The 22367-nt window shown below is 66.2% G+C and carries 17 protein-coding genes and 1 pseudogene; 10 read left to right on the top strand and 8 right to left on the bottom strand.

The genetic code is table 11. The annotated features are described in order from the left end of the window. Positions 1-65 precede the first annotated feature (65 nt). Positions 66-910, bottom strand: a pseudogene (locus JX552_RS06255) (hypothetical protein). Between the two features lie 381 nt (positions 911-1291). Here JX552_RS06255 and JX552_RS33185 point away from each other — a divergent pair. The 3 genes from JX552_RS33185 (at position 1292) to JX552_RS06240 (ending at position 5807) form a co-directional block, all read left to right on the top strand. After that, positions 1292-3256, top strand: coding sequence for a PPE family protein (locus tag JX552_RS33185; RefSeq protein WP_205876563.1), 1965 nt, complete (start codon positions 1292-1294; stop codon positions 3254-3256). A 539-nt stretch (positions 3257-3795) separates the two neighbouring features. Next, positions 3796-5049 carry a PPE family protein gene (locus JX552_RS06245; protein WP_205876562.1) on the top strand — a complete coding sequence of 418 codons (1254 nt, stop codon included), beginning with the start codon at positions 3796-3798 and terminating at the stop codon, positions 5047-5049. Between the two features lie 449 nt (positions 5050-5498). Continuing rightward, positions 5499-5807 carry a WhiB family transcriptional regulator gene (locus JX552_RS06240; RefSeq protein ID WP_065043238.1) on the top strand — a complete coding sequence of 103 codons (309 nt, stop codon included), beginning with the start codon at positions 5499-5501 and terminating at the stop codon, positions 5805-5807. A gap of 57 nt (positions 5808-5864) precedes the next feature. Here the strand turns inward: JX552_RS06240 and JX552_RS06235 are convergent, their stop codons facing one another. Then, entirely contained in the window at positions 5865-6416 is a 552-nt protein-coding gene (locus JX552_RS06235; protein ID WP_205876561.1) for a peroxiredoxin-like family protein, read from the bottom strand. Positions 6417-6506: 90 nt separating this feature from the next. Further along, a complete protein-coding gene (locus tag JX552_RS06230; protein WP_205876560.1) occupies positions 6507-7433 on the bottom strand; it encodes an LLM class F420-dependent oxidoreductase in 927 nt (308 codons plus the stop codon). A gap of 225 nt (positions 7434-7658) precedes the next feature. Between JX552_RS06230 and JX552_RS06225 the strand changes: the two genes are divergently transcribed. Further along, on the top strand, positions 7659-9428 hold the full coding sequence (locus JX552_RS06225; RefSeq protein WP_205876559.1) for an NAD-binding protein: 1770 nt from the start codon (positions 7659-7661) through the stop codon (positions 9426-9428). Here JX552_RS06225 and glnA read toward each other — a convergent pair. After that, on the bottom strand, positions 9425-10861 hold the full coding sequence (gene glnA, locus JX552_RS06220) for a type I glutamate--ammonia ligase (RefSeq protein WP_205876558.1): 1437 nt from the start codon (positions 10859-10861) through the stop codon (positions 9425-9427). The two genes, JX552_RS06225 and glnA, sit on opposite strands and share 4 nt — an antisense overlap. 112 nt (positions 10862-10973) lie before the next feature. Between glnA and JX552_RS06215 the strand changes: the two genes are divergently transcribed. Continuing rightward, on the top strand, positions 10974-11720 hold the full coding sequence (locus JX552_RS06215) for a superoxide dismutase family protein (protein ID WP_205876557.1): 747 nt from the start codon (positions 10974-10976) through the stop codon (positions 11718-11720). Between the two features lie 118 nt (positions 11721-11838). Here the strand turns inward: JX552_RS06215 and JX552_RS06210 are convergent, their stop codons facing one another. Continuing rightward, positions 11839-13518 (bottom strand): amidohydrolase, encoded by a 1680-nt coding sequence (locus JX552_RS06210; protein WP_241010897.1) that lies wholly within the window; start codon positions 13516-13518, stop codon positions 11839-11841. A gap of 242 nt (positions 13519-13760) precedes the next feature. Here JX552_RS06210 and JX552_RS06205 point away from each other — a divergent pair, with 242 nt between their 5' ends. Both JX552_RS06205 and JX552_RS06200 read left to right on the top strand, forming a co-directional pair. Then, positions 13761-15575, top strand: a complete 1815-nt coding sequence (locus JX552_RS06205; RefSeq protein ID WP_205876556.1) for an N-acyl-D-amino-acid deacylase family protein — start codon at positions 13761-13763, stop codon at positions 15573-15575. Beyond that, positions 15572-15970, top strand: coding sequence for a hypothetical protein (locus tag JX552_RS06200; protein ID WP_205876555.1), 399 nt, complete (start codon positions 15572-15574; stop codon positions 15968-15970). Before JX552_RS06205 ends, JX552_RS06200 begins: the two co-directional genes overlap by 4 nt. On the opposite strand, the gene JX552_RS06195 is transcribed toward JX552_RS06200, so the two are convergent. Next, the gene (locus JX552_RS06195; protein ID WP_205876554.1) at positions 15967-17181 is read right to left on the bottom strand and encodes an Rv1453 family transcriptional regulator; all 1215 of its coding nucleotides are present in this window, start codon (positions 17179-17181) and stop codon (positions 15967-15969) included. The two genes, JX552_RS06200 and JX552_RS06195, sit on opposite strands and share 4 nt — an antisense overlap. Before the next feature lie 152 nt (positions 17182-17333). On the opposite strand from JX552_RS06195, the gene JX552_RS06190 reads away from it, so the two are divergent. From JX552_RS06190 to JX552_RS06180, 3 genes are read left to right on the top strand one after another with little or no spacing between them, the layout of a single operon-like run. Further along, entirely contained in the window at positions 17334-17633 is a 300-nt protein-coding gene (locus tag JX552_RS06190) for a PE family protein (protein ID WP_205876553.1), read from the top strand. 15 nt (positions 17634-17648) lie between these two features. Continuing rightward, positions 17649-18749, top strand: coding sequence for a PPE family protein (locus JX552_RS06185; protein ID WP_205876552.1), 1101 nt, complete (start codon positions 17649-17651; stop codon positions 18747-18749). A 5-nt stretch (positions 18750-18754) separates the two neighbouring features. Next, complete coding sequence (locus tag JX552_RS06180) at positions 18755-20299, top strand: MFS transporter (protein WP_205876551.1); 1545 nt, start codon at positions 18755-18757, stop codon at positions 20297-20299. A gap of 91 nt (positions 20300-20390) precedes the next feature. Here JX552_RS06180 and JX552_RS06175 read toward each other — a convergent pair whose 3' ends face one another. Both JX552_RS06175 and JX552_RS06170 read right to left on the bottom strand, forming a co-directional pair. Next, positions 20391-20858, bottom strand: coding sequence for a 2,4'-dihydroxyacetophenone dioxygenase family protein (locus JX552_RS06175; RefSeq protein WP_205876550.1), 468 nt, complete (start codon positions 20856-20858; stop codon positions 20391-20393). Between the two features lie 118 nt (positions 20859-20976). Next, the gene (locus JX552_RS06170) at positions 20977-22251 is read right to left on the bottom strand and encodes a PucR family transcriptional regulator (RefSeq protein WP_205876549.1); all 1275 of its coding nucleotides are present in this window, start codon (positions 22249-22251) and stop codon (positions 20977-20979) included. Positions 22252-22367: the final 116 nt, after the last annotated feature.

The following is a 22367-nucleotide window of genomic DNA, read 5'->3' as shown; positions in this document are numbered from 1 at the left end:
CAAAGTCACGGGCGGGACACATCCCGGGCTAACTCGTTGAGCGACAATAACGGGCGGACAGGATTTCAGGCGGTGCGCCAGGTCCCACCGGCGCGTTGTACTTCACCTGCGCAAATATCCCGAATTTCGGCGAGTTCGGGCAGCCCCTGTGGCGGAACCGTGACGCTTCCGGTATCGATCAGCAAGCAAGCCAACGCCCACCGCAGCGGTGTCAGTCCCAGCGGTTCGGCCGCCTGAAGTGCTCGTTCCGCGACGGCTCGGGCCCGCTCGACGTCCCCGGCGCTGCACAGGGCGGCGGCGAGCACCACATCGCTCTTGACCCGGTGGCGCGCGGATCCGCCGGTCATGGTCTGCGCCTTTTCGACCGCTTCTGCCGCACGGCGCACCGCGGTCGAGCCGTCGCCGGAGGCCATCGCCAACTCGGCGCCGACCCAACCCCTCCGTACCGCGAGCCGGTCGGCCGTCACCCCGGAAGGGTCGCCTCGCCCAACGCGGCGTCCGCGCGCGTCAACAGCGTCGCCGCGGCGGCAAAGCGCCCGACACCCAGCGCGTCGGCCGCCAGACCTACCAGTGCGTCAACCCGGGCTTCGGGATCCTCGCCCGCCAGCGCGAAAGCCCGCCCGTCCCAACGGCGTGCCAGGGTGTGCCAACCCAGTTGACGTAGGAACGAGCCGTGCGTGCTGTGCGCCAGCGAAGCCAGCGAACCGGTACTGATCTGCCGGCGCAGCGTGGCGAGGTCGGCATACGCAATGCCGTAGCGACCCTGGCCTCCGGCGGCGACGGCACGCAGCCACAACTGCCGCGGTGTGGTCGCTGTCGGCAGCGGCCAGTCACCCGATCGGCCTCCGAAGGCGGCGTCCTCGAGCGTCTTCTCGAGAGCAGCAACGTGTGACGCTTCGCTCTCGGTGATGATGTCGCCCCCGCCTGCCGATGCAATCCGCCGCACGATTATTGCATGCCTTGGGCCACCGCCGGGCGCCACCGGAGCACAGTTGAATTCAATTACGAGGGCGTCTGGACGACCCCAAAGCGGTTCGCAGCCGCCGTCGGCGGCGGTCGCGGCAACCGCCAAGTTTCCAATACTTCGAATGTGGTTCGAATATGCGGACGGATTGACTGCAATAGGGGGCTGACATTCGCCGCGCGCGCCATTATGTTTTTAGTGCCGTGATTTCCGTGTAATCGGGTCGTGCCCGGCGCTCCTCTCGAACAGACGAGCGTCTACTGACAGCGGCCCGCACAGAAAGGCGGCGTGCAGCAGGTGCTACCCGGCTAGGAAGGGCTGTTTGCGATGAGTTTCTTCTCCAACATTCCGGAGGTCATTTCCCAGCAGATTTTCTCTGGCCCGGGATCGGGACCTATGTTGGAGGCCTCCGGGGCCTGGGCGGCGTTGTCCGAGGAGTTGGGTACGGCTGCCGAATCATTCTCGAACCTGACTTCTAATTTGAGCTTTTCTTGGCAGAGCCAGGCGGCGACCGCCATGGCCGCTGTTGCCCAGGAGTACGGGCAATGGCTCGGCTTGGCAGCCACCCAGGCAAGCGGTGCGGCTGCCAGCGCCGAATCGGTAGCGACCGTCTTTGAAGCTGCCCGGGCCGCCGTTGTCCACCCCGCCTTGATCGCGATGAACCGGGACCGCTTTGTGTCACTGGTCATGACCAACATCTTTGGTTTCAACGCGCCGGCGATCGCAGCCACCGACGGCGAATACGAAGAAATGTGGGCCACCGACATCGCCGCGATGATCGGCTACCACAGCGGCGTCGCCGCGATTGCCCAACAGCTGGCGCCCTGGCAGAACGCTCTCTCCGGCCTCTGCGGCCAGGTCGCGGGAGCAACCGGAGCAGGAGCCACGGCCTTGCCGCCGGCACCGGCCGCCACAGCGGTCGAATACGGTCTGATCGCCGCAATGATCTCGAGCAGGCTCGCTAGCGGGATTCGGGTTGTCGCCTCCCTCGATACGCCGTTGGCCACGGCGATGGGGCGGTTGACGCAGGTGGCCAGCAGGCTGACCACCGGGCCGGCAGTAATCACCCAGGCCGCAGCACAGCTTTCGGCGGTAGCAGGCAACCCGGCGCTGCTCACCCAGGCGGCATCGCAACTGTCGGCTGTTGCGGTCAACCCAGCAGCACTAAGGGAGGCGGCAGCGCAGCTGTCGGCCGTAGCGGCAGCCCCGACAGTGCTTGCCGCGGTCACCGCCGACCCGGCGTTGATCACTCAGGCGGCATCGCGACTGTCGGCGGTGGTAGCCAACCCCGCAGCGCTGGCCCCGATCGCCAACCCGGCGCTGCTCACCCAGGCTGCTGCCCAGCTGTCCGCGGTCGCGGCCAACCCCGCCGTGCTCACCCAGGCCGCCGCCCAGCTGTCCGCCGTCGCGGCCAACCCCGCCGTGCTCACCCAGGCCGCCGCCCAGCTGTCCGCCGTCGCGGCCAACCCAGCGGTGATAGCCAGAGTCGCCGACCCGGCGCTGCTCACCCAGGCCGCCAGCCAGCTGTCCGCCGTCGCAGCCAACCCCGTCCTGCTCACCCAGGCCGCCAGCCAGCTGTCCGCTGTCGCGGCCAACCCCGTCCTGCTCACCCAGGCCGCCCGCGACCTATCCGCCGTCGCGGCCAACCCGGCGTTGCTGACCCAGGCCGCCAGCGATCTGTCGGCGATCGCCGTCAGCCCCGGGCTGCTCACCCAGGCCATCGAACAACTCGGCGGCGCCATCGCCACCACCCCCCTCACCCTCACCGACGCCGCCGCCCAACTCGGCGGCGCCATCGCCACCACCCCCCTCACCCTCACCGACGCCGCCGCCCAACTCGGCGGCGCCATCGCCACCACCCCCCTCACCCTCACCGACGCCGCCGCCCAACTCGGCGGCGCCATCGCCACCACCCCCCTCACCCTCACCGACGCCGCCGCCCAACTCGGCGGCGCCATCGCCACCACCCCCCTCACCCTCACCGACGCCGCCGCCCAACTCGGCGGCGCCATCGCCACCACCCCCCTCACCCTCACCGACGCCGCCGCCCAACTCGGCGGCGCCATCGCCACCACCCCCCTCACCCTCACCGACGCCGCCGCCCAACTCGGCGGCGCCATCGCCACCACCCCCCTCACCCTCACCGACGCCGCCGCCCAACTCGGCGGCGCCATCGCCACCACCCCCCTCACCGACGCCGCCGCCCAACTCGGCGGCGCCATCGCGACCACCCCAGTCACCACCCCGGTCACGGCCACGGACGCCGGCGGGATTGCGATCGCACGGGCGTAGGCGGTCGAAAGACTCATTGATTACCGGCGGCAGAGAAATCGCCTGAATTGTCGGTGCGGAGGCGCCGGGTCGATTGCCGAGCTCGCCGCGCAAAAAGCGGCAACTTTGTGGCTTGTCCGCGGCTCCGGAGCCAACCGAGCACCGAAATGGGCTGGAGCCAACCGAGCACCGAAATGGGCTGAGGGGCGACCCTACGTCGGCTGCCACCGTTTGGGAGCGTCGCCCGCGAAAGTCAATATCTCAAAGAGTTCGGAAAAAGGCTCACACTGCGGCCGCAATCACCATTATCTTCTTCTTGTCACGATTCCCGAGTCATCGGTGATCGCTCAGCGCTTCAGCCAGAGGATGTGGTGCGTGATGGTGGCGACCGGAGTGGGAATGGCGGCGACGGTCGGTGCGTGGCGGGGTGACCGTCGCGCATTCGGCGCCGAGGAGGCGGCAGCAAGAAGATTTATCGGGGGTCCGGGAAGTAGTAATCCTCAAGGCCGTTATCGGGATGGCGGTCAGGCCGGGAAGGCCGGCCAGGAAGGAATATTGCGATGAGTTTCTTGCTGTCGGCGCCGGAGGTCACATCGGCGCAGATGTACGCCGGAGCGGGGCCGGGACCGATGCTTGCCGCCGCAGCGGCGTGGGAGGGACTGTCCGACGAGCTGGGTTTGGCTTCCAAATCGTTTAAGTCGCTGATCTCAGATCTGCTGGGTTCGGCCTGGCAAGGGCATGCTGCGCTGGCGATGACCGCCATGGCCATCCCCTACGCGGACTGGCTCGGCGGCGCCGCCACCCAGGCCGGGGGTGCGGCGACGGGAGCCAAAGCGGTGGCCACCGTCTACGAGATGGCCCGGGCCGCCGTCGTACATCCGGTCGAAATCGCGATCAACCGGAACAAGGCGGTATCGCTGGCGTTGTCCAACATCTTCGGCCTCAACGCGCCGGCCATCGCGGCAAAGGAGTTCGAATACGAAGAGATGTGGGCCAAGGATGTGGCCGCGATGGTGGAGTACCACGGCGGTGCCAGCGCGGTCGCCGAGCAGTTAGTGCCCTGGCAGAGCGCACTGAAGGCCCTGCCCGGTCAACTCGCAGCAGCGACCGGGCTGGGGGCGACGGCATTGCCGCCGGCGCCAGCCGCCACTGCGATCGAGTACGGCCTGATCGCGGCGTTGGTCGGCGTCGGCGCCATCGGCGTCATCACGAGCGTGAGTGGTGGGCTCGAGCGGACGTTCTCTTCGGTCAGCGCGGCCATGGCACCCGCAGTCAAAGCAGCGACCACCGCAGCGGCCTCAGTGGCGGCAAGCGCCAACGCGGCGGTTGCGCCGGTGGCCAAGGCAATTGCCGAAACCCCTGTCGTCGCCGCGGCAAACGCGGCCATCGCGCCCGTCACCAAGCAGATCACGATTGCGGCGAACGCAGTGGCAGCGACAGCGACCGGTCAGTTGGCGGCCCTCACCGGCCCGGCTCAGGACGCGCTGGCCCAGCAACTTGCGACGGTTGCCGCCAACCCGCAGGTACTTAACAGTCTGCTTCAGGCTTCGTTGGCCAACCCATCATTGTTGAACCAGATCGTGCCGCTGCTGGCAACCAATCCGGCGTTGGTGACCACCGCGTTCGGCCTGTTGTCGAGCAACCCGCAGCTGGTGATGAGCCTGGTGGCGCAAGTCCAGAGCAACCCGGCGCTGGCCGCGCAACTGTTCGGCGCCTTCGCTCAGCTCCAGGCCAGCAACCCGGCGTTGGCAGCGCAGTTGCTGAGTCTGGCCAAGCAACTGGGGGCCCAGCTGGGCATCGGCCAGGCTGCCTGAGACTGGGGGGCCTTACTGCCACCGCGGAGTACCGCTCGGTGGTCGTTCAAACGTGCTCGCCTGGCAGGTTTCAATCACCGTGATATCTGCGCCGCATTGGTAAAAAGTTTGTGCGCTCTGTGTTACCGAAATATTACCCACTGTGGATTTCAAGCCAATTACAGCTTGACCACATACCCACTCTGAGCTGCGATTTTAGGCTGAAAACCCGATCCGGTTAGCACACCTAGCCGTCCGCAATAGCGTCAGAGGTGAACGTCGAGTTAATTCTCAAACAACATGCACGTATTTTCCCGCACCGGGCGCCTATTGACTGGATTTCGATAGCCCACCTAGCGTCTACCGTGTTCGGTGTAGTCATCGGTGACGCCACTGCCATTCGGTTGCACAACTCGCCTTGTTTTGCGAGCCTGCCCACCCAGGTGTGCCGTGCAGAGAGGGAATCAGCAATGCCACAGCCGGAACAACTACCTGGACCCAACGCCGACATCTGGAACTGGCAATTGCAGGGGTTGTGCCGCGGGGTCGACTCGTCGATGTTCTTCCACCCCGACGGTGAGCGGGGTCGCGCACGGATGCAGCGTGAACAGCGAGCCAAGGAGATGTGCCGGCGCTGCCCGGTGATCGACGAGTGCCGCACCCACGCGCTGGACGTCGGCGAACCCTACGGGGTGTGGGGCGGGCTGTCAGAGTCCGAGCGCGACATGCTGCTCAAGGGTTCCATCGGACGCAACCGCGGAATCCGCCGCTCGGCCTGATCGGCCCGAGCCCGAGACGACGCAGGCCCGGGTGGAGTACCCCGGGCCTGTGTTCTGTTAGCGAAATGCTTGAGGGGCGGCCAGTTTCAGGAGTTCGTCCACCGACCATTGATCATCGGCATGCTCACCGTACTTGCGTGCGCGTAGGGCGCCGTCCGGCTCGATCAGAAAGTCCGCTGGCCTACCCAGGTGGTTTTCGGTGGGTGCCAGACTCCCGACGACGGCTCGTACGGATCGCACGTGACGCAGACCTCGGCGGGCGGCCCGCACCGCCTGCGGATGAAGGACCGACCGAAGCGAAGATCCGACGCCAAACTCGTCGTACAGCAGCCGATCCGGATCGGCCACCACGGCGAACGGCAAGTCGGCCTGGTAACGACGGAGCGCCTCGACCGGCGAATGGAAGACGACTACCTCGGCAACTCCTGCTTTGCCGATCTCGTCGTACCGGCGGGCCACCTCTCTTAGGTGCAGGCTGCAGATCGGGCAGCCCGCGAACCGTCGAAACTGAAGGTGTACAAGTCCACTGGCGGCGGGAATCGCAACCGGCCCGCCCGCGATCGTCGTCAGCGATCGTCCATCCACCCTGTCGCCCACATTGAGCACCATCGAAGCCTCCACTCGTCGTCGCTAACGATAGGTCCGCAGGCGATCCCGCGGGATGCTCAGGAGCCGGACGTTGTTCGCCCTGGATCGAGCTCAACCGGCGTCGATGACCGGCTTGAGCGCCTCCCCCACCGCGGTGATGACACCGGGGGTGTAACGGTGCGTCGGCAGGTTGACGATCACACCGTCGACGCCCGCGTCCAGCACGCGGCGCTTGATCTCCTCGGCGACCCGCTCGACCGGTCCGGTGACCGCCCGCCCACCGCGTGCTTCGCCGATGTCCCGCGGTGCGCCGTACCCGTCGAGCACCACGGTCAGCAAGCAGCTGGTCTCCAAAGTGGCAGGATCGCGGTCGATTTCGGCGCAGCGCTGGCGTAGGACGTCGAGCTTGCCGGGCAGCTGGTCGATGTCAGCGATGATGTTGAGGTGGTCGGCGTACCGGGCGGCCAGGCGGAACGTCTTCTTCTCGCCACTGCCGCCGAGCATAACCGGGATGTGCTCGCGGTAGCGGGGCTCGTTGACGGCGTTCTCGGTGCGATACCACTTGCCCGCGAAGGTGGGCCGCTCGCCGTGGAACATCGGGAGGATGATCTGCAGTGCCTCTTCGAGCTTTTCGAACCGCTCGGTGAAGGTGTCGAAGTCGAAGCCCAGCTGCCGGTGTTCCAGTTCGAACCAACCGGCCCCGATACCGAGGATCGCGCGCCCCGCGCTCACCACATCCAGCGTCGTCACCTCTTTGGCAAGCAAGGTCGGGTTGCGGTAGGTGTTGCCGGTCACCAGCGTTGACAGCTGCACCCGCTCGGTGGCGGTGGCCAGCGCGCCCAGCGCCGTGTACGCCTCCAGCATGGGTTCGTCAGGTTCACCCAGTCCGGGCAGTTGGTAGAAGTGGTCCATCAACAGCACGGCGTCGAACCCGGCGCTCTCAGCCTCCTGGACCTGAGCCGTAACGGCGGGGAAGAGTTCGGCGACCGGGGTTCCATAAGAGAAGTTGGGAATCTGCAGTCCGAGTCGAATCGTCATGTGGTGGTCCAACCACGGGCGGCGTGGATCTAGTCCCAATGTGGCGGATCGCCCCTGCGTATTGTCTCCGTGAACATTGCGTACGGGTGACCGGCTCGGGTCGATCTCGTTTCATTTCCACGAGTGCCGTTGTGCGCCAGAGATTTCCGCCATTCAAATGCACCGCTTCCGGTGGCACTCTTCGACCTCGTGACCGATAGTCATAGGGACTACACAGGAATGGGAATGGGCGAAGTCTTTCAATTTCACCGCGAGATCATCGTCAGCGGCGACGACCCGCTGTCGAAGACAATCGCCGAGGAACTCAGAGGCGCCGGCGCCCGGATCATCAAGATCAACACCGCCGCCGACCTGCGCGCCGCCGGGGTGCACCGCGCCCGTGCCGTGGTCTGCGCCGGACCCAACGACGCGGTGAACCTCGAAATTGCGCTACTGGCGCGTGAATTCAGCCCGAACGTGCGCGTGGTGGCGCGACTGGCCAACGAGGTGCTGCGCAGAGGGGTGGCCGGCGTCAACGGCCCCGGCGCGATTCTGGACCTCGCTGACCTGGCGACTCCCTCCATCGTCGAGGCCGTCCTGTCCCGCAACGCACACCAATTCGAGGCTGCTGGAATCGAATTCGTCGTCTGGGGGTCCGAGGCGCCACATGACGGAACACTGCGGGAGATCTACGCGGACCTGGCACCGGTGGCGGTCGTGCACGGCAGGAACTCCCCCGTTCCCGGCGACGTGGTGCCATGCCCGGGACGGGACCAGCAGGTCTACGCAGGTGATTGGACCTCGATGATCGGCGTCAAAGACGAGTTGGAAGCCCGCGGCATCACCGTGCCACCGGCAACCGCGACCCGCTCCCGCCACTCCCGGGTGCGGCGCGCGATCGATGCAACCCGCGCCATGCGCGACGACCTGAACCCAATGGTGTACCCCTCGCTGGTGTTCACCCTGCTGCTGACGCTCGGCTCGACGGTCGTCGTGCGCCTCGGTCATCACAATCCGGACCTGTCGTGGCTGGACGCCCTCTACTTCGCCTCGGAGACCATCACGACCGTGGGCTACGGCGATTTCAATTTCGCCTACCAGTCGCCTTTCCTGCGATTGTTCGCCGTCGGCCTGATGTTCGGCGGCGTGATCATCACCGCGGTTCTCACCGCGTTTCTCGCGGACCTGCTGTTGTCGCGGCGCTTCGTCAACACCACCGGACGGCTGCGGGCACGGCACATGCGCGGGCACGTTGTCGTGATCGGACTCGGTTCCATCGGCGTCCGCGTCGTCACCGATCTGACGGCCGCAGGCTACGACGTCCTGGTCGTCGAACAGAACGAGAACAACCCGTTCCTGCAGACCGTCGCAGAGCTGGATGTGCCGGTCATCTTCGGTGATTCGACGATGCGCCAGACGTTGGAATCCGCGCGCGTCGATCATGCCCGCGGGGTCGCGGTGGTCACCAGAGACGACATGGAGAACATCGAGACCGGAATCGTGCTGCTCGAGATCCTCGGATCCGACACCAAGGTGCCGATCGTCATGCGCGTGCAGGGACGGGCGCTGGGCACCGCGATCAACCGGCGGTTCGGCTTCGAGAACGTGCGGTCGATCGTCGACCTGGCTGCTCCCTGGTTCATCGGGGCGGCGATGGGTCTGCAGGTGCTGGGCACGTTCTGGGTCGGCCAGCGCTCTTTCATGGTCGGCGCGATGCTGGTGGCGGCGGGTAGCGAGCTGGACGGACTGCTGATGCTGGAACTGTCCACCCAGACCCGCGTCATTGCGATCATCCGTCCGGAAGGTCCGATCCGGCTGCGGCCGCGCCGCGACGCCCGGCTCAAAGCCGGCGACACCGTCTACCTCATCGGTCCCTACCGCGAACTGATCGCGACGCTGCGCAAAGGCCAGCCGCCACCGCTGACCGCCATCAACGGCGAGCGGACGACGACGCTGGCGGCCGCCCGCCGGCCCGATGTCCGCCCGCCGAAGTGGGCACACGACGTGGAGGTCTAGACGTCGTAGTACAGCGCGAACTCAAAAGCCGTGGGCCGCAGGTTGAATGGCGCCAGCTCGTAGTCGCGCTTGTAGTTGATCCAGGTCTGAATCAGGTCGGGGGTGAAAACGCCTCCCTCGGTGAGGTATTCGCTGTCTTCTTCCAGACGGTCGATCACCGCCGACAACGACGTGGGCGCCTGCGCGATGTCCGCAGCCTCTTCCGGAGGCAGGTCGTAGAGGTCCTTGTCGATCGGCGGGGGCGGTTCGATCTTGTTCTTGATGCCGTCCAGTCCGGCCATCAACATGGCAGCGAACGACAGGTACGGGTTGCCTGACGCGTCGGGACAGCGGAACTCCAACCGCTTGGCCTTCGGGTTGTTTCCGGTGATTGGAATGCGCACGCAGGCCGAGCGGTTGCGCTGGCTGTAGACCAGGTTGATGGGTGCTTCGTAGCCGGGCACCAGCCGCTTGTAGGAATTGATGGTGGGATTGGTGAACGCCAACAACGAGGGCGCGTGGTAGAGCAATCCCCCGATGTAGTGGCGCGCGGTGTCCGACAGTCCGGCGTAGCCGTCCTCTTCGTACATCAGCGGGAGGCCGTCCTTCCACAGCGACTGATGACAGTGCATGCCCGAGCCGTTGTCGCCGAACAGCGGTTTGGGCATGAATGTCACGGATTTTCCTGCCTGCCAGGCGGTTTGCTTGACGATGTACTTGTACATCTGGTGGTCGTCGGCCGCGTGCAACAGCGTGTTGAACCGGTAGTTGATCTCGGCCTGACCGCCGCTGCCCACCTCGTGGTGGCCCTTCTCCAACGCGAAGCCGGCATTGGTCAGGTGGGTGAGCATCTCGTCGCGCAGGTCGACGTAGTGGTCGGTAGGGGCGACGGGGAAATACCCGCCCTTGGGGCGCACCTTATACCCCAGATTCGGGCTGCCGTCGGACTCTGTCTCAGCCCCGGTGTTCCACCATCCCGACCTCGCGTCGACCTTGTAGAACGCGCCGTCGATGCGCGAATCGAAACTCACCGAGTCGAAGATGTAGAACTCGGCCTCCGGGCCGAAGTAGGCGGTATCGGCGATGCCGGACGAGATCAGGTAGTTCTCGGCCTTGCGGGCGACGTTGCGCGGATCGCGCGAGTAGGGCTCGAGCGTGAACGGGTCGTGCACGTGGAAATTCACGTTCAGCGTGGGAGCCTTGCGGAACGGGTCGATCGTCGCGGTCTCGGGGTCCGGAAGCAGCAGCATGTCGGACTCGTGGATCGACTGAAAGCCGCGGATCGAGGAGCCGTCGAAAGCCAGGCCTTCCTCGAACACGTTCTCGTCGAAGGCGTACATCGGAATTGTGAAGTGCTGCATGGTTCCTGGCAGGTCGCAGAACCGGACATCGACATATTCGATGTGCTCGTCACTGGCAAGCTTGAAGATGTCGTCGGGCGTCTTTTCGGACAAGGGATGCTCCTTTTTCGGCCGTCCGCTGTGGTTGCCCTCCCATTGACACATGCCATGGCACATGGCGCATCCGGAGCGTTTTGACTTCAACGGATAGGGGTAGGTACGCCTCATGAAAAAGGGGATAACCGTCGCGATCACGGCGCTGGCCACGACCGTTGCATCGGTGGCCGCCTGCTCGACGCAGCAGGGCGGCCAGGGCAGCAACTCGTCGTCCTCCGGCGCACAGAGCGGCGCGGAGAAGATGAGCACCCAGCTCAAAGGCGCGGATGGGAGCCAGATCGCCGCGGCCACTTTTGATTTCGCGAACGGATACGCGACGGTGACGGTCGAGGCCGGTCCCAATTCGGTCCTTACGCCCGGTTTTCACGGGCTTCAGGTCCACTCGGTCGGCAGTTGTGAGCCGGGCGCCTTCGAGTCCGCCGGAGGCGTGTACCAGGCCTCCGGCCACACAGGCTATCCCGCCAGCGGCCAGCTCACCGCGTTGCAGGTGCGACCCGACGGCTCGGCGAAACTTGTCACCACGACCAGCGGCTTCACCGCCGCGGATTTGCGCAACAGCTCCGGCACGTCGCTGGTCATCTCCGCTGACCCGGGCACCTTCGGCGAAGGTTCGGCGGAAGACACCGGCAAGCGGGTGGCGTGCGGCGTCATCGCCGCGGCATCCGCCACGACCGCCTCGTCCACGACCTCGCCGACGACCACAACCTCCACGGTCACGACCGTCACCACCACGACCGCCGTGGTGCCGCCGGCGAGCACCAGCACCAGCACCAGCACCAGCACTGTGACGGTCACCGACACCCCGACGACGACATCCACGGCGCCCAAGACAGTGACGACGCCGCCCGGCGGGTAAATGCCCAACGTATGCAAACCGGCAAACCGCCCTCGTCGAGCCACCTCGACGCAGTCACAAACGGAATGTCTCTGGCGCTGTTCAGGCTGCTATGGCCGGCCAGCGTGGCGCCGCCAGCTCACACCGCCACGGTGGCCCTCCGATAGATCGTGTGCCCCTCTTTGATTGTCTCGACGACCTTGATGTCTTTGATCCGCATCGGGTCGACGGTGAGCGGGTTGCTGTCCAGGATGACCAGATCGGCGAGTTTGCCAACCTCGATCGAGCCCTTGGATTGCTCCTCGCAGTACTGATACGCGGCATTGATGGTGATCGCTTTCAATGCCTCGAGCGGAGTGACGCGCTGATCGGCACCGATGACCTCGCCGTCCCGCGAGACTCGATTGACAGCCGTCCACATCACGAACATCTGGTCCAGGGGTGAGACGTTGAAGTCGGTGTGGTTGGTCGGACGCAACCCTTTATCGATCGCGGCCCGCATCGGGCTCAGGAAATGGGCCTGCTCCGCGCCGCGCAGCCGGACATGAGTGTCGCCGAAGTAGAACGCGTGCTCGGTGAACAGTGAGGGAATCAGCTTGTACTCGACGTACTTGTCGAGTTGGTCGCGGCGCACGAACTGGGAATGAATGACCGTGGTATGGCGGTCTTTTCCGAGATCGTCGGCGGCGGCATATTCATGCGCCGCCAGCAGCACGTCGATGGCGGCGTCGCCGTTGGCGTGGATGTTCAGCGGCAGGCCGAGGTCGTAGACACGTTTGAACCATGAGTTGACGGTCTCCTGCGGAAAGCCGAGCTCGCCGGTCCAGTTCGTCTCTCCGTCGGGTCCGTCGACCAGGTAGGGGGTGGTGAAGTACGCCGTCCGACCCTGCGGCGAACCGTCGAGGGTGATCTTCACCCCACCCAGCTTGACGCGGTTGTGGTAAGTCCCGAACGTTTCGGGAGGGTTGTCGCGCAGCACCTCGTCAAGTTCCAGGATGAAAGGGTAGGCGACGACATCAATGAGGGTGGCGCCACCGGCGGCCGCCCGCTGCAGTACGGCGACGTCGGACGCGTGGGTCAAGCCCTCCTGGGCGGTGGTGATACCGGCTGCCGCATAGAGCTTTTGACCTGCGATGCTCCACTCGGCCTCTTGCTCCAGAGTGGGCTTGGGGAGCGCACCGAAGATCGGCAGGAACGCGGTCTCCATCACCAGCCCGTCGGGTTCGTTCGACCCTTCCTGGCGGACGATGACGCCGCCGGGCGGGGTCACCGTGCTTGCCGAGATCCCGAACATTTTCAGCGCCGCGGAATTGAGCACCGCGCCGTGCAGCGAGACGTGCCCGACCAGCACCGGGTTGTCCGGGAAATCCCGGTCCAGGTCTTCGCGGTGCAGCGTGCGGTTGTCTGACATGGCCGTCTCGTCGTAGCCGTAGCCGATGATCAGCTCGCCGTCACCGACGTTGCGCGCGTCGCGGAAGCTTCTCAGCGCCGCCAGGATGGCGTCGACATCGGCACCCGGACCGGCCGGCGGCGCGAACAGGTTGACCTGGTTGGCTACCGTGAGCGCATTGAGGTAGTGGCTGTGCGGGTCCAGAAAGCCCGGCAACAACGCCATTCCGTCAAGATCAACCCAGCGCGTCCGCGGGCCGCGGTGGCCGGCCTCGACGTCGTCGCGAGGCCCGACGGCGACGATGCGGCCGTCCTTGACGGCAACGGCTTCGGCCGTGGGTTGCGCGTCGTCGACAGTGACGATGTCGCCGTTGGTGTAGATGACATCAGCAGCGCCGGTCATGGTGACCTCCTCGGGATCGACAGTCATGTTAATTCGGTGCCCGGCGAATGCACCGATTACTGGGTCGCGGCCGGGCAGGATCGCGGAAATACGTTGTGGTGCAGGGAATTGTCACCAGGCTAGCCGCCTACCGCGGGTTGAGGATGCACATTTTTGCACCATTCTTCGATGGAATTGGGATCTTTTCGCCCTTGGGCCGCGGTGTCGCGGTCTCGAAGATGGGCAGCATGTCGTCACCTCGCGCCGAGCTAGCCGAAAGGGATCGGGACATGAACACCACAGCGTCCGCACGCACACCGGCCCGGCGAGTCTTGATTTCGAGAGGGCTGGTTTTCGACGGTAGCGGCAGGCCCGGGGCGATCCAGGACGTCGCCATTGCCGACGGGGTGGTGATCGCCATGTCCCAGCGGCCGCTGGATCCCGCGGATTTCGACGAGGTGATCGACGCCGGCCGAAAATGGGTAACGCCGGGCTTTTTGGAGGTTCATTCCCACTATGACGCCGAGATCGTGACCTCCCCGGGGCTACCGGAGTCGGTGCGGCACGGCGTGACCACGGTGGTCACCGGCAACTGTTCGCTGAGCATGGTGACCGTCGATGCCGACGATGCGGCGGACCTGTTCGCTCGGGTAGAGGCCATCCCGCATTCGGGCATCACGGCGATCCTGCGCAACGATAAGTCCTGGAGCACACCCCGCGAGTACCGACGGTGGCTCCAACAACAGCCGCTGGGCCCCAACGTCGCGGCCATGCTGGGTCACAGCGATCTACGGGTCGGCGTCCTGGGTCTGAAAACCGCCACGGACAAGCACTTCCGGCCCAGCGATTCCCAACTGGCCACGATGGAACGCATTCTGGACGACGCGCTGGACGAGGGTTTCCTGGGATTGTCGACGATGACCACACGTCGCGACAAGCTGGCCGGCGACCGGGCCTGGGCACAGCCTTTGCCCTCGACGTTCGCAAGGTGGCGCGAGTACCGGCGCCTGCACAAGCGGTTGCGCCGGCGGGGCCGGATCCTGCAGAGCGCCCCCAATGCCGAGACTCAGGTCAACGTGTTCGCGTTCGCGCTGACCTCGGCCGGCATCGGCCGGCGCCCACTGCGCACCAGCCTGCTCACTGCGCTGGATTTCAAGTCCAACCCGATGCTGCATCGGGTGTCACGTCTGCTGGCCTATCTGACAAACCGCGCACTCAAGGGCGACTTGCGATTTCAGGCACTACCCGGCCCGATGACGATCTATGTCGACGGGGTGGACTTCGCGGCCTTCGAAGAGTTCAGCAGCGGCGTCACACTGCGCAACCTACGCACCGCCGAGGACCAGTACGCGCTGCTGAGCGACCCCGATTTCCGGTCCCAGTTCGTCAAGGACATGGGCGGATTCATGATGAACGGACTGTGGAACCGGCGCTTCGACGACGCGGTGATCATCGACTGCCCCGATTCGCAATTGGTCGGCCGCACCTTTGAAGACCTGAGCCGGGAGCGCGGGCAACACCCCGCCGAGATGTTCCTGGATCTGGCCGCCACCTGGCGCGAGAAACTGCGCTGGTACACAGTGGTGGGCAATCATCGCCCCGACATCGTGCTGGACCTACTGGCCAGCCCCGGCACCCACATCGGCTTCGCCGATTCCGGGGCGCATCTGCGCAGCCTGGCGAACTACAACTTCGGGTTGCGCGCCCTGACCATGGCCAAATTAGCAGAGCAATCGGCACATCCGAGGATCACCGTGGCCGAGATGGTGCGCAAGTTGACCTCGGATCTGGCTGATTGGTGGGGAATCGAGACGGGCCGCCTCAGCGTCGGCGCCCGCGCCGACGTGGTCGTGGTCAACCCGGACGGGCTGACCGACCAGGTTTTCGAGATCACCGAGGCACCCGCCCCCGATGCTTTCGGACTCGACCGCGTGGTCAACCGCAACGACGACGCCGTGCACGCCGTACTCGTCAACGGCCGCACGGCCTACACCCAAGAATCTGGCTACGCGGCCGATCTCGGCCAATCTCGTTGCTACGGAGAATTTTTGCCGTCCACCCACACCGACCACCGCCCAGATCGGCAACAAATGAGGCTGGGATGAAAACCTACCTACGGCGGGGTGCCGCGATCACCACGTTCGCTTCGATACTGGCATCGTTGCCGGTGATCGGACTCGGCGCGCCGGCGATCGGCCGCGCCGATGACAACTGCCCCATCGGCTGGACCTGGAACCCCGTGTCGCAACGCTGTGAGATTGATCTGATGTCTGGACCCACGACTCCCACACCTATTGGACCCCCGCCGCCGGGGAGACCGGGCGGAGAGTTTGGACCCGGCGGACTGTTCGGAGTCGGCGGGCCGGGTGGTCCTATGCTGCCCGGTGAACCGTTCATACCCGGTGTGCCCCAAACCGGAATCTCCGGCCCCCCCGGTGGAATGGCTGACCCGGGGGGAATGGGCGGCCCCGGCGGGATGGGCGGTATGGGGCGACGTTAGACATCGGTAGGTTTGCCACGCCACTGCAAGGCCTCGAGCGCGACGGCGACGTGCACGCTGCAGTCCTCAAGCGGTCGGGGCAGCAGTTGCTGGGCACGCTCAAGTCGGCGCAGCAGCGTGTTGCGATGTGTGTAAAGGAGTTTGGTGGTGCGCCCGATGCTGCACTGCGCGCCGACGTATGTCAGCACGGTCTTGTGTAGTTCGGGGCTGGCCGACTCGAAGTCGCCCAACGTGTTCTTGATGAAATCGTCGGCAGCTTCCGGGTTCTGCGTGATCAAGGCGATCAACTGGACGTCGGCGAAAAGCGCAACCCGCTGCCGGGAATGCAGCACGGCCACCATCCGTTGCGTGGTCAGGGCCTCGAGGTGGCTGCGCCGGAACCCTTCGACTCCTTTCGCTTTGGTCCCGATCGCGATTCGCACTCCCGGAGCGCCCTCGACGGCCTGGTGCACCCGCTCGACGTCGAGGGTGGCGCCGGGCACCCATACCCAACGGGTGGCGGCGCTGGCGATCACCGTCAGCGGCCGCGCGAATCCAGCGGCGTGGCCGAACGCTTCGGCGACCCGGTCGAGCTGGCTGAAGTCGCCGTCGGGATCGTCGCTCCAGATGACAGCGCCGGTGTGGACGCGGTTGAGGGCATAGCCCAGCCGCGCCTCGGCGCGCTGGCGGCTGATCAGGGCGCCGTCGAGGATCAGCGCGGTGACTTCACGGCGTTCGGCGTGGGTACCGCGAGTCAGTTCCTCACGTTCCTGCCGCATCTGGTCAGCGATGCCCGCCGACGTGGCATCAATGAAGTCGCTGATTGAGCGGAACGACACCTCGAACAGCTCGCGGAGCTCGTCCGGGTCGGAGGTGAGCGCAAACGCGATCTCCATCCAGAGCTGCCAGCCCACGCGCTGTGCGGGACGGAAGGTGAACGGCTCGAGACCACGGCGTGCCATGTCGCGCGCGATGCTCAGCGGCTCCGGGCCGAGATTCGCCGGCACCGGGGCACCGGGGTTGCTCACGTTGGCCGCGGCCCAGTGCATCAGGCTGGATCGGATACTGCGGCGGGTGGCCTCCGCCAGCACCGGGTCTTCACCGACTGCCGGGCTGGACTCCATGGATGCCATGTCGAATCTGTGCAGCCACTCCGCAGGGGCGTCCAGGACCATCCGCGCACCCTGCCGGATCAGCTCGCACACCTGCGGGGACGGGCGTTGCCACACCACCCGCCCACGATATCTGCGCTGCACGTTCTTGCACCATTTATCGGGCAGATTGGGCGATTTTCGACCTTGGGCCGCGCTGCCGTGGCCCCGAACATGGAAGGCGTTGGTAGCTCGGCAGCGAGCTAGAAGGGCAACGCAGAGAGGTAGAACGCATGTCATTTCTGACGGTTCAGCCAGACGCCGTGATCGCCGCGGCAGGCGGCCTGCTGGGCATCGGCATGGCGATGAACGCACACAACACCGCCGCGACGGTCACGACCACCGCGGTCGTTCCCCCCGCGGCCGACGAGGTGTCTGCGCTCATCGCGACTCAATTCACCGCGCATGCCGTCCTGTACCAGGAGGTCAGCGCCTACGCGGCGACCATTCATGACCAGTTGGTGACGACCTTGGGCTCCAATGCCGCGTCCTACGCGGCCGCCGAGGCCGCCAACGCCACCGCACTCGTCTGAGCTGAGCCGACCGCAATGGACTTTGCAGCGTTACCGCCGGAGATCAACTCCGCGCGCATGTATGCCGGAGCCGGTGCCGGGCCGCTGCTGGCGGCGGCGGCAACCTGGGACGGGCTGTCCGCCGACTTGTACTTCACTGCGGCTCAATGCTCATCGGTGATTTCGGAGCTGGCCGGCGGTCCGTGGCAAGGTGCGGCATCGGCGGCGATGGCGGCCGCCACCGCCCCCTACCTGGCGTGGCTGGGCGCGACGGCCGGGCAGGCCGACGAGGCCGCCCATCAGGCGAGGGCCGCCGCGGCCGCGTACCAGGCGGCGTACGCGATGACGGTGCCACCGGCGGAGATCGCCGCCAACCGGGCGCTGTTGATGGCATTGGTAGCGACCAACTTCCTCGGCCTGAACGGTCCCGCGATCGCGGCCACCGAGGCCCACTACGCCACGATGTGGGCGCAAGACGCGGCGGCGATGTACGGCTACGCAGGCATGGCGGCAGCCGCAACCCGATTGGACCCGTTCACCGTTCCGCCGCAGGTCGCGCTCACGGCCGCGCAAGCGGCCGCCCACTCGGCGAGTGCCGGTACCGCGTCGAAGCTGTCTCAGCTGATCTACTCTGTGCCGGCGTCACTGAAGTGGTTCAGCACCCGCCCGTTGGTCGCAGGCGTGGTCACGGTGGAAGAAGGGTTGTTGACGCCGATGGAGGTCGTCGCGGGGAGTACCTCGGCGACGATGTCCACCACGTCGGTTGCTAAGCCGTTGATGTCGGTGGGGCAGGCGGCCGCCGAGGCAGCGCCGTTGACGGCGACTACCAACTTCGGACTCAAGATGCCGGGTCTGGGCCGTTCCGATGTGGTGACGGCGACCTCGGGCCACGCGAGTTCGGTCGGGGGCCTGTCGGTGCCGAGCAGGTGGGGCGTTGCGGCCCCCACCCTCAGCCACACGACCGCGTTGCCTAGCCCGGGGCTAGCGTCCGCCTCCGCGATGGCTCCCGATGCAGCCGCCCCCCTGCTGGGCAGTCTGCCGCCGGTGAGCTCAGCCGCCGACAAAGGCGGCGCCAGTTTGACCCGCAGCGGGCTCCGCCGTCCGCAATTCGTGGTCGGTTCACCGGCGGCCGGATAACCCCGATGCTCACCGCACCCACACCGACGCCGCCGCGGCAGATAAGCCTGACGCTGGCTCAACGGATGACGCTGCTGAGCATGGCAGCGGGCTTTGCCATCACCGGCGCCGACCCAGCCATCTTCGCCAGCAACCTGGTGTCGGTGCGCGAGGGCCTGCACATGTCCACCGCCACCGCCGGCTTCACCGCGAGTTTGGCCACCCTCACGCTGGCCGCGACCATTCTGGCTGCGGGCACCCTGGGCGACATCTACGGCAAGCGCCGGATGTATCTGCTGGGGCTGATCGGCGTGGTCGTCGGCGGCCTGCTGTCCGCCGTCTCAGTCAATGCCGTGATGCTGATGGTGACCCGCGCCGTGACCGGCGTCTGCTTCGCCTTCCTGCTGGGCCTGTCGCTGGCGATCATCAACGCCGTCTTTCCCCCTGCACAACGCGCCAGGGCGATCAGTCTCTTCATCGGAGCCGCGTTCTTGATCGTCGCTCCGTTGCCGCTGCTCGGCACCGTCCTGGTGCAGTCGCTGGGGTGGCGTTGGGCGTTGCTCATCGCCCCAGCCGCCGCGTTGGTCACCATCCCCGTCGCGGTGCGGTTCGTCCCCGAAACCTTCCAAATCGAGGACCCCAGCATTGATTACCCGGGTCTGGCGGCGGCCGGCGTCGCGCTGGTGGGCCTGGTCTACGGACTGTCCCGTCTCGCCCACGGGCCAGGCGCCGCGGCGCTGCCGGTGTTGGTGGGGCTGGCTTCCGGGGCTTTCTTCGTCTGGTGGGAACGACGTGCCGATCGGCCGGCGCTGCAGTTGCGGGTCTTTCGGGCCGGTCCCTTCAACGCCGCAATCATCGCCGGCGCGGCGTTCAACTTCCTGACCGCAGGGCTCATCCTCGTCCTGAGTTACTACGCCACCGTGGTGCGCGGCTATCCGCCGACCGTGTTGGGCCTGCTGTTGGTGCTGGCCGCCGCGGCGCAGGCACCCACAGCCGTGGCGGCAGGTCGGCTGATGGTCGCCACCTCGGCGAGGGTCACCATGCTGTGCGGTCTCGGGCTACTCACCGTGGCCGCCACCGCCTTCGCCACCTTCGATGGGCACACGTCGCTGCTGGTGATCGGGTTGGGTGTGGTGCTGCTCAGTGCCGGAGCCGGCCTTATCGAGGCTCCCCAGGCCAGCGTGATGATGAGCTACGCCTCCCCCGGGTTGGAGGGGTCGGTGTCGGCGGTCAAACCCGGTGCCGGACAGTCGTTCTACTCGCTCGGACCCACCGTGGTCACCCTGCTCGCTACCACGCTGTACACCGCACGCGCCCGCAGGGCGCTGGCCGGCACGGGCATCTCGCCCGATCAAGCCGCCGACGCCCTGGAAGCGTCGCGCTCGCCCAACTCCGGCGGCGTACTCGACCACCTCGACCACGAGCTCGCGCACCGCGTCATGACGGCAAGCCGGGATTCCGTGACTTACGCACTGCACGCCACGAGCCTGCTGATGGCACTGGTCCCCGCGGCCGCCGCAGTAGCGGTCTGGCTGCTAATGCCGCGCGATCCCCCGCTCGAGGCTGGATGAACCAGGCGTCGGAAACCCGCACCCGACGGCCGGCAGCGCTGCCGCCACCATCGTGGTACCTGCCGCCGCGCGCACCGGACCCCGAACCGGTCTAGGCGTCCCAACTCGTCAAATCGCGAGCCGGAATGTTCTGGGCAGCACAGTAATTCGTGTACCGCTCGATCGAGGTCCGGTGATTCTCCTGCCACAGGATGGTGTTGTTCTCGTCGATGAAGAGCAGCTCGCCGACGATGAAGAAGAACACCTCGGTGTCCTCGACACTCTCCGGAGTGTGCCGCGAGCCGGCCACCTCGTAGACAGTGTCACCCGCGCGGGACACCCAGTTGTTCTCCTGGTAGCGCCAAGCTCCGGTGACGGTGTGCCCGACCACGATTCCAGTGTGGTAGTGCGGAGCGAGCTCGAGTCCGGCCGGGAACTTCATCGAGACGACGATCTCGCCACGGACCGGGTCGACCTTCCAGTACTTGAGGAACACCTGGTCGCTGAGCGGTGTGAACGGGATCCAGGGGTTGTCGGCACCGCTCATGTAGTTGACGTCGAGTTCCTGCATCGTCTGCATCGGGGTCTCCTTCGCTTAGGTTGGTGGCCAGTCGGCCAACTGACCCAAACGGTAGGGACGGACGCCGCTGATTACTTGGCACCCGATGCCAAGGTTGGTGAAACTGTTTGTACTGGGGTCACAATTGCGCGGTGAGTCCCGGCAGCGTCGGAAGCAGCGCCAGCGCCACCGCGAGATCGAGGCTGTCCGTATCGATGCTGCGACCGAGGATCATCTGCGCCTGATCGACGCGGTAGCTCACGGTATTCGGATGCACAGTGAGGCGCCGGGCGGCTCGGGCCCGGCTCCGGTTCTCCTGCAGGTAAACCGATAACGTCGTAGCCACCCGGAACGTGGCCTCGTCGTCGGCGGCCAGCGGACCCAGCACCCGGTGCACGAACGCCTCCGCGAGTTCGCCGTTGCAGCTGGCCAGCGCGGCCACCGCGACATCGCCATAGCGGGTCAGCGTGCCGGCGCGGGCTCCGAGCAGCGAAGCGACCCGGCGCGCATTCGAGGCCTCCACGTGGCTGCAGCGGAAGGCTCTCAGGCCGTAACCCGGCTCGCCGACGGCGACCCGGACGCCCGCTGGCATTTTGGGCCCAGGTGCATCGAGATCGTCTGTGCCGAAGGCATTCGGCCGGCTGAACCAGCCGAATGCCACCAATGAGCCGGCCGGGTGGATCAGGGCGGTCTCGCCGCCGAGCTTCCGTGAAACCGTGCCCAGCGCCTCACTCATGGCCGACTGCGCGTCGCCGTCCTCGGCTACCGCATCCAGCCATGCGACCGCCCCGACATGGTGGCGGTTGACGTCGTAGCGCAACCTCTTGGAAGCCCGCTGCGGGTCCCGTTCGCGCTGCGTCAGAATGTCCTCGATGGTGCCGGTGCGGGCGGCCGCTGTGTTGCGCAGCCAGGCCTCCCGTTCGGCTTCGTAGGCTTCCTGCGCGCGGTTCAATGCGGCGTCGACGTAACCGAACATCCAGCTGGTGGCCAGTCGCAGCGTCGCAGCCTGCTGCGCCTGATCCACCGTGGTGGCCGTGATTCGATCCCACATCCACTGCCACAGCAACTCGTGCGTCACGCGATAGAAGCGCATCAGGCTGGCCAGCGGCACCTGGCGCTTCACCCCGGCGCGCGCGACTGCCCGGGTCGGCGCGGACAGTTCGGCCTCGCGCGGGTCACCGCCGATCTCGAGGAGGTCAGCGACATTGCGCAGGCTCGCCGCGGTGCTGACGACATTCTCCTTGACCGACTGCGGGTCCGGAAACAGCACCGGCATTTCGCCCTGCACGCGGGCGACCGCTTGTTCGGCGAATTCGGTTGCACATGAACGCAATTCGGCAGCAAGCGGGCGTAACAACGTCTCCCAGACCCGCTCAGCGCCGGGCTCACGAAAGGGTTCCCAAGTGGGCCTCATGGCGGCTGAACATACTCTGCCGCGACCGCGCACCCACCGGCATCAGCCATATTGATCTCGGACTTTTGTGACCTGATCACAAATGCGGGCATCGGTCTTGGCACCCGGGGACGAGC

The organism is Mycobacterium gordonae, assembly GCF_017086405.1.
GTDB lineage: Bacteria > Actinomycetota > Actinomycetes > Mycobacteriales > Mycobacteriaceae > Mycobacterium > Mycobacterium gordonae_D.
The sequence above is the reverse complement of the archived record's forward strand: the minus strand, read 5'-3'. Positions and strand labels throughout refer to the sequence as shown.

Bases quoted from the DNA above. Each gene is read 5' to 3' on its own strand.
- JX552_RS06245 (WP_205876562.1), top strand. From the start codon at position 3,796: ATGAGTTTCTTGCTGTCGGCGCCGGAGGTCACATCGGCGCAGATGTAC.
- JX552_RS33185 (WP_205876563.1), top strand. From the start codon at position 1,292: ATGAGTTTCTTCTCCAACATTCCGGAGGTCATTTCCCAGCAGATTTTC.
- JX552_RS06210 (WP_241010897.1), bottom strand. From the start codon at position 13,518: ATGACTGTCGATCCCGAGGAGGTCACCATGACCGGCGCTGCTGATGTC.
- JX552_RS06180 (WP_205876551.1), top strand. From the start codon at position 18,755: ATGCTCACCGCACCCACACCGACGCCGCCGCGGCAGATAAGCCTGACG.
- JX552_RS06170 (WP_205876549.1), bottom strand. From the start codon at position 22,251: ATGAGGCCCACTTGGGAACCCTTTCGTGAGCCCGGCGCTGAGCGGGTC.
- JX552_RS06215 (WP_205876557.1), top strand. From the start codon at position 10,974: ATGAAAAAGGGGATAACCGTCGCGATCACGGCGCTGGCCACGACCGTT.
- JX552_RS06190 (WP_205876553.1), top strand. From the start codon at position 17,334: ATGTCATTTCTGACGGTTCAGCCAGACGCCGTGATCGCCGCGGCAGGC.
- JX552_RS06205 (WP_205876556.1), top strand. From the start codon at position 13,761: ATGAACACCACAGCGTCCGCACGCACACCGGCCCGGCGAGTCTTGATT.
- JX552_RS06230 (WP_205876560.1), bottom strand. From the start codon at position 7,433: ATGACGATTCGACTCGGACTGCAGATTCCCAACTTCTCTTATGGAACC.
- JX552_RS06175 (WP_205876550.1), bottom strand. From the start codon at position 20,858: ATGCAGACGATGCAGGAACTCGACGTCAACTACATGAGCGGTGCCGAC.
- JX552_RS06200 (WP_205876555.1), top strand. From the start codon at position 15,572: ATGAAAACCTACCTACGGCGGGGTGCCGCGATCACCACGTTCGCTTCG.
- JX552_RS06240 (WP_065043238.1), top strand. From the start codon at position 5,499: ATGCCACAGCCGGAACAACTACCTGGACCCAACGCCGACATCTGGAAC.
- JX552_RS06225 (WP_205876559.1), top strand. From the start codon at position 7,659: ATGGGCGAAGTCTTTCAATTTCACCGCGAGATCATCGTCAGCGGCGAC.
- JX552_RS06235 (WP_205876561.1), bottom strand. From the start codon at position 6,416: ATGGTGCTCAATGTGGGCGACAGGGTGGATGGACGATCGCTGACGACG.
- JX552_RS06185 (WP_205876552.1), top strand. From the start codon at position 17,649: ATGGACTTTGCAGCGTTACCGCCGGAGATCAACTCCGCGCGCATGTAT.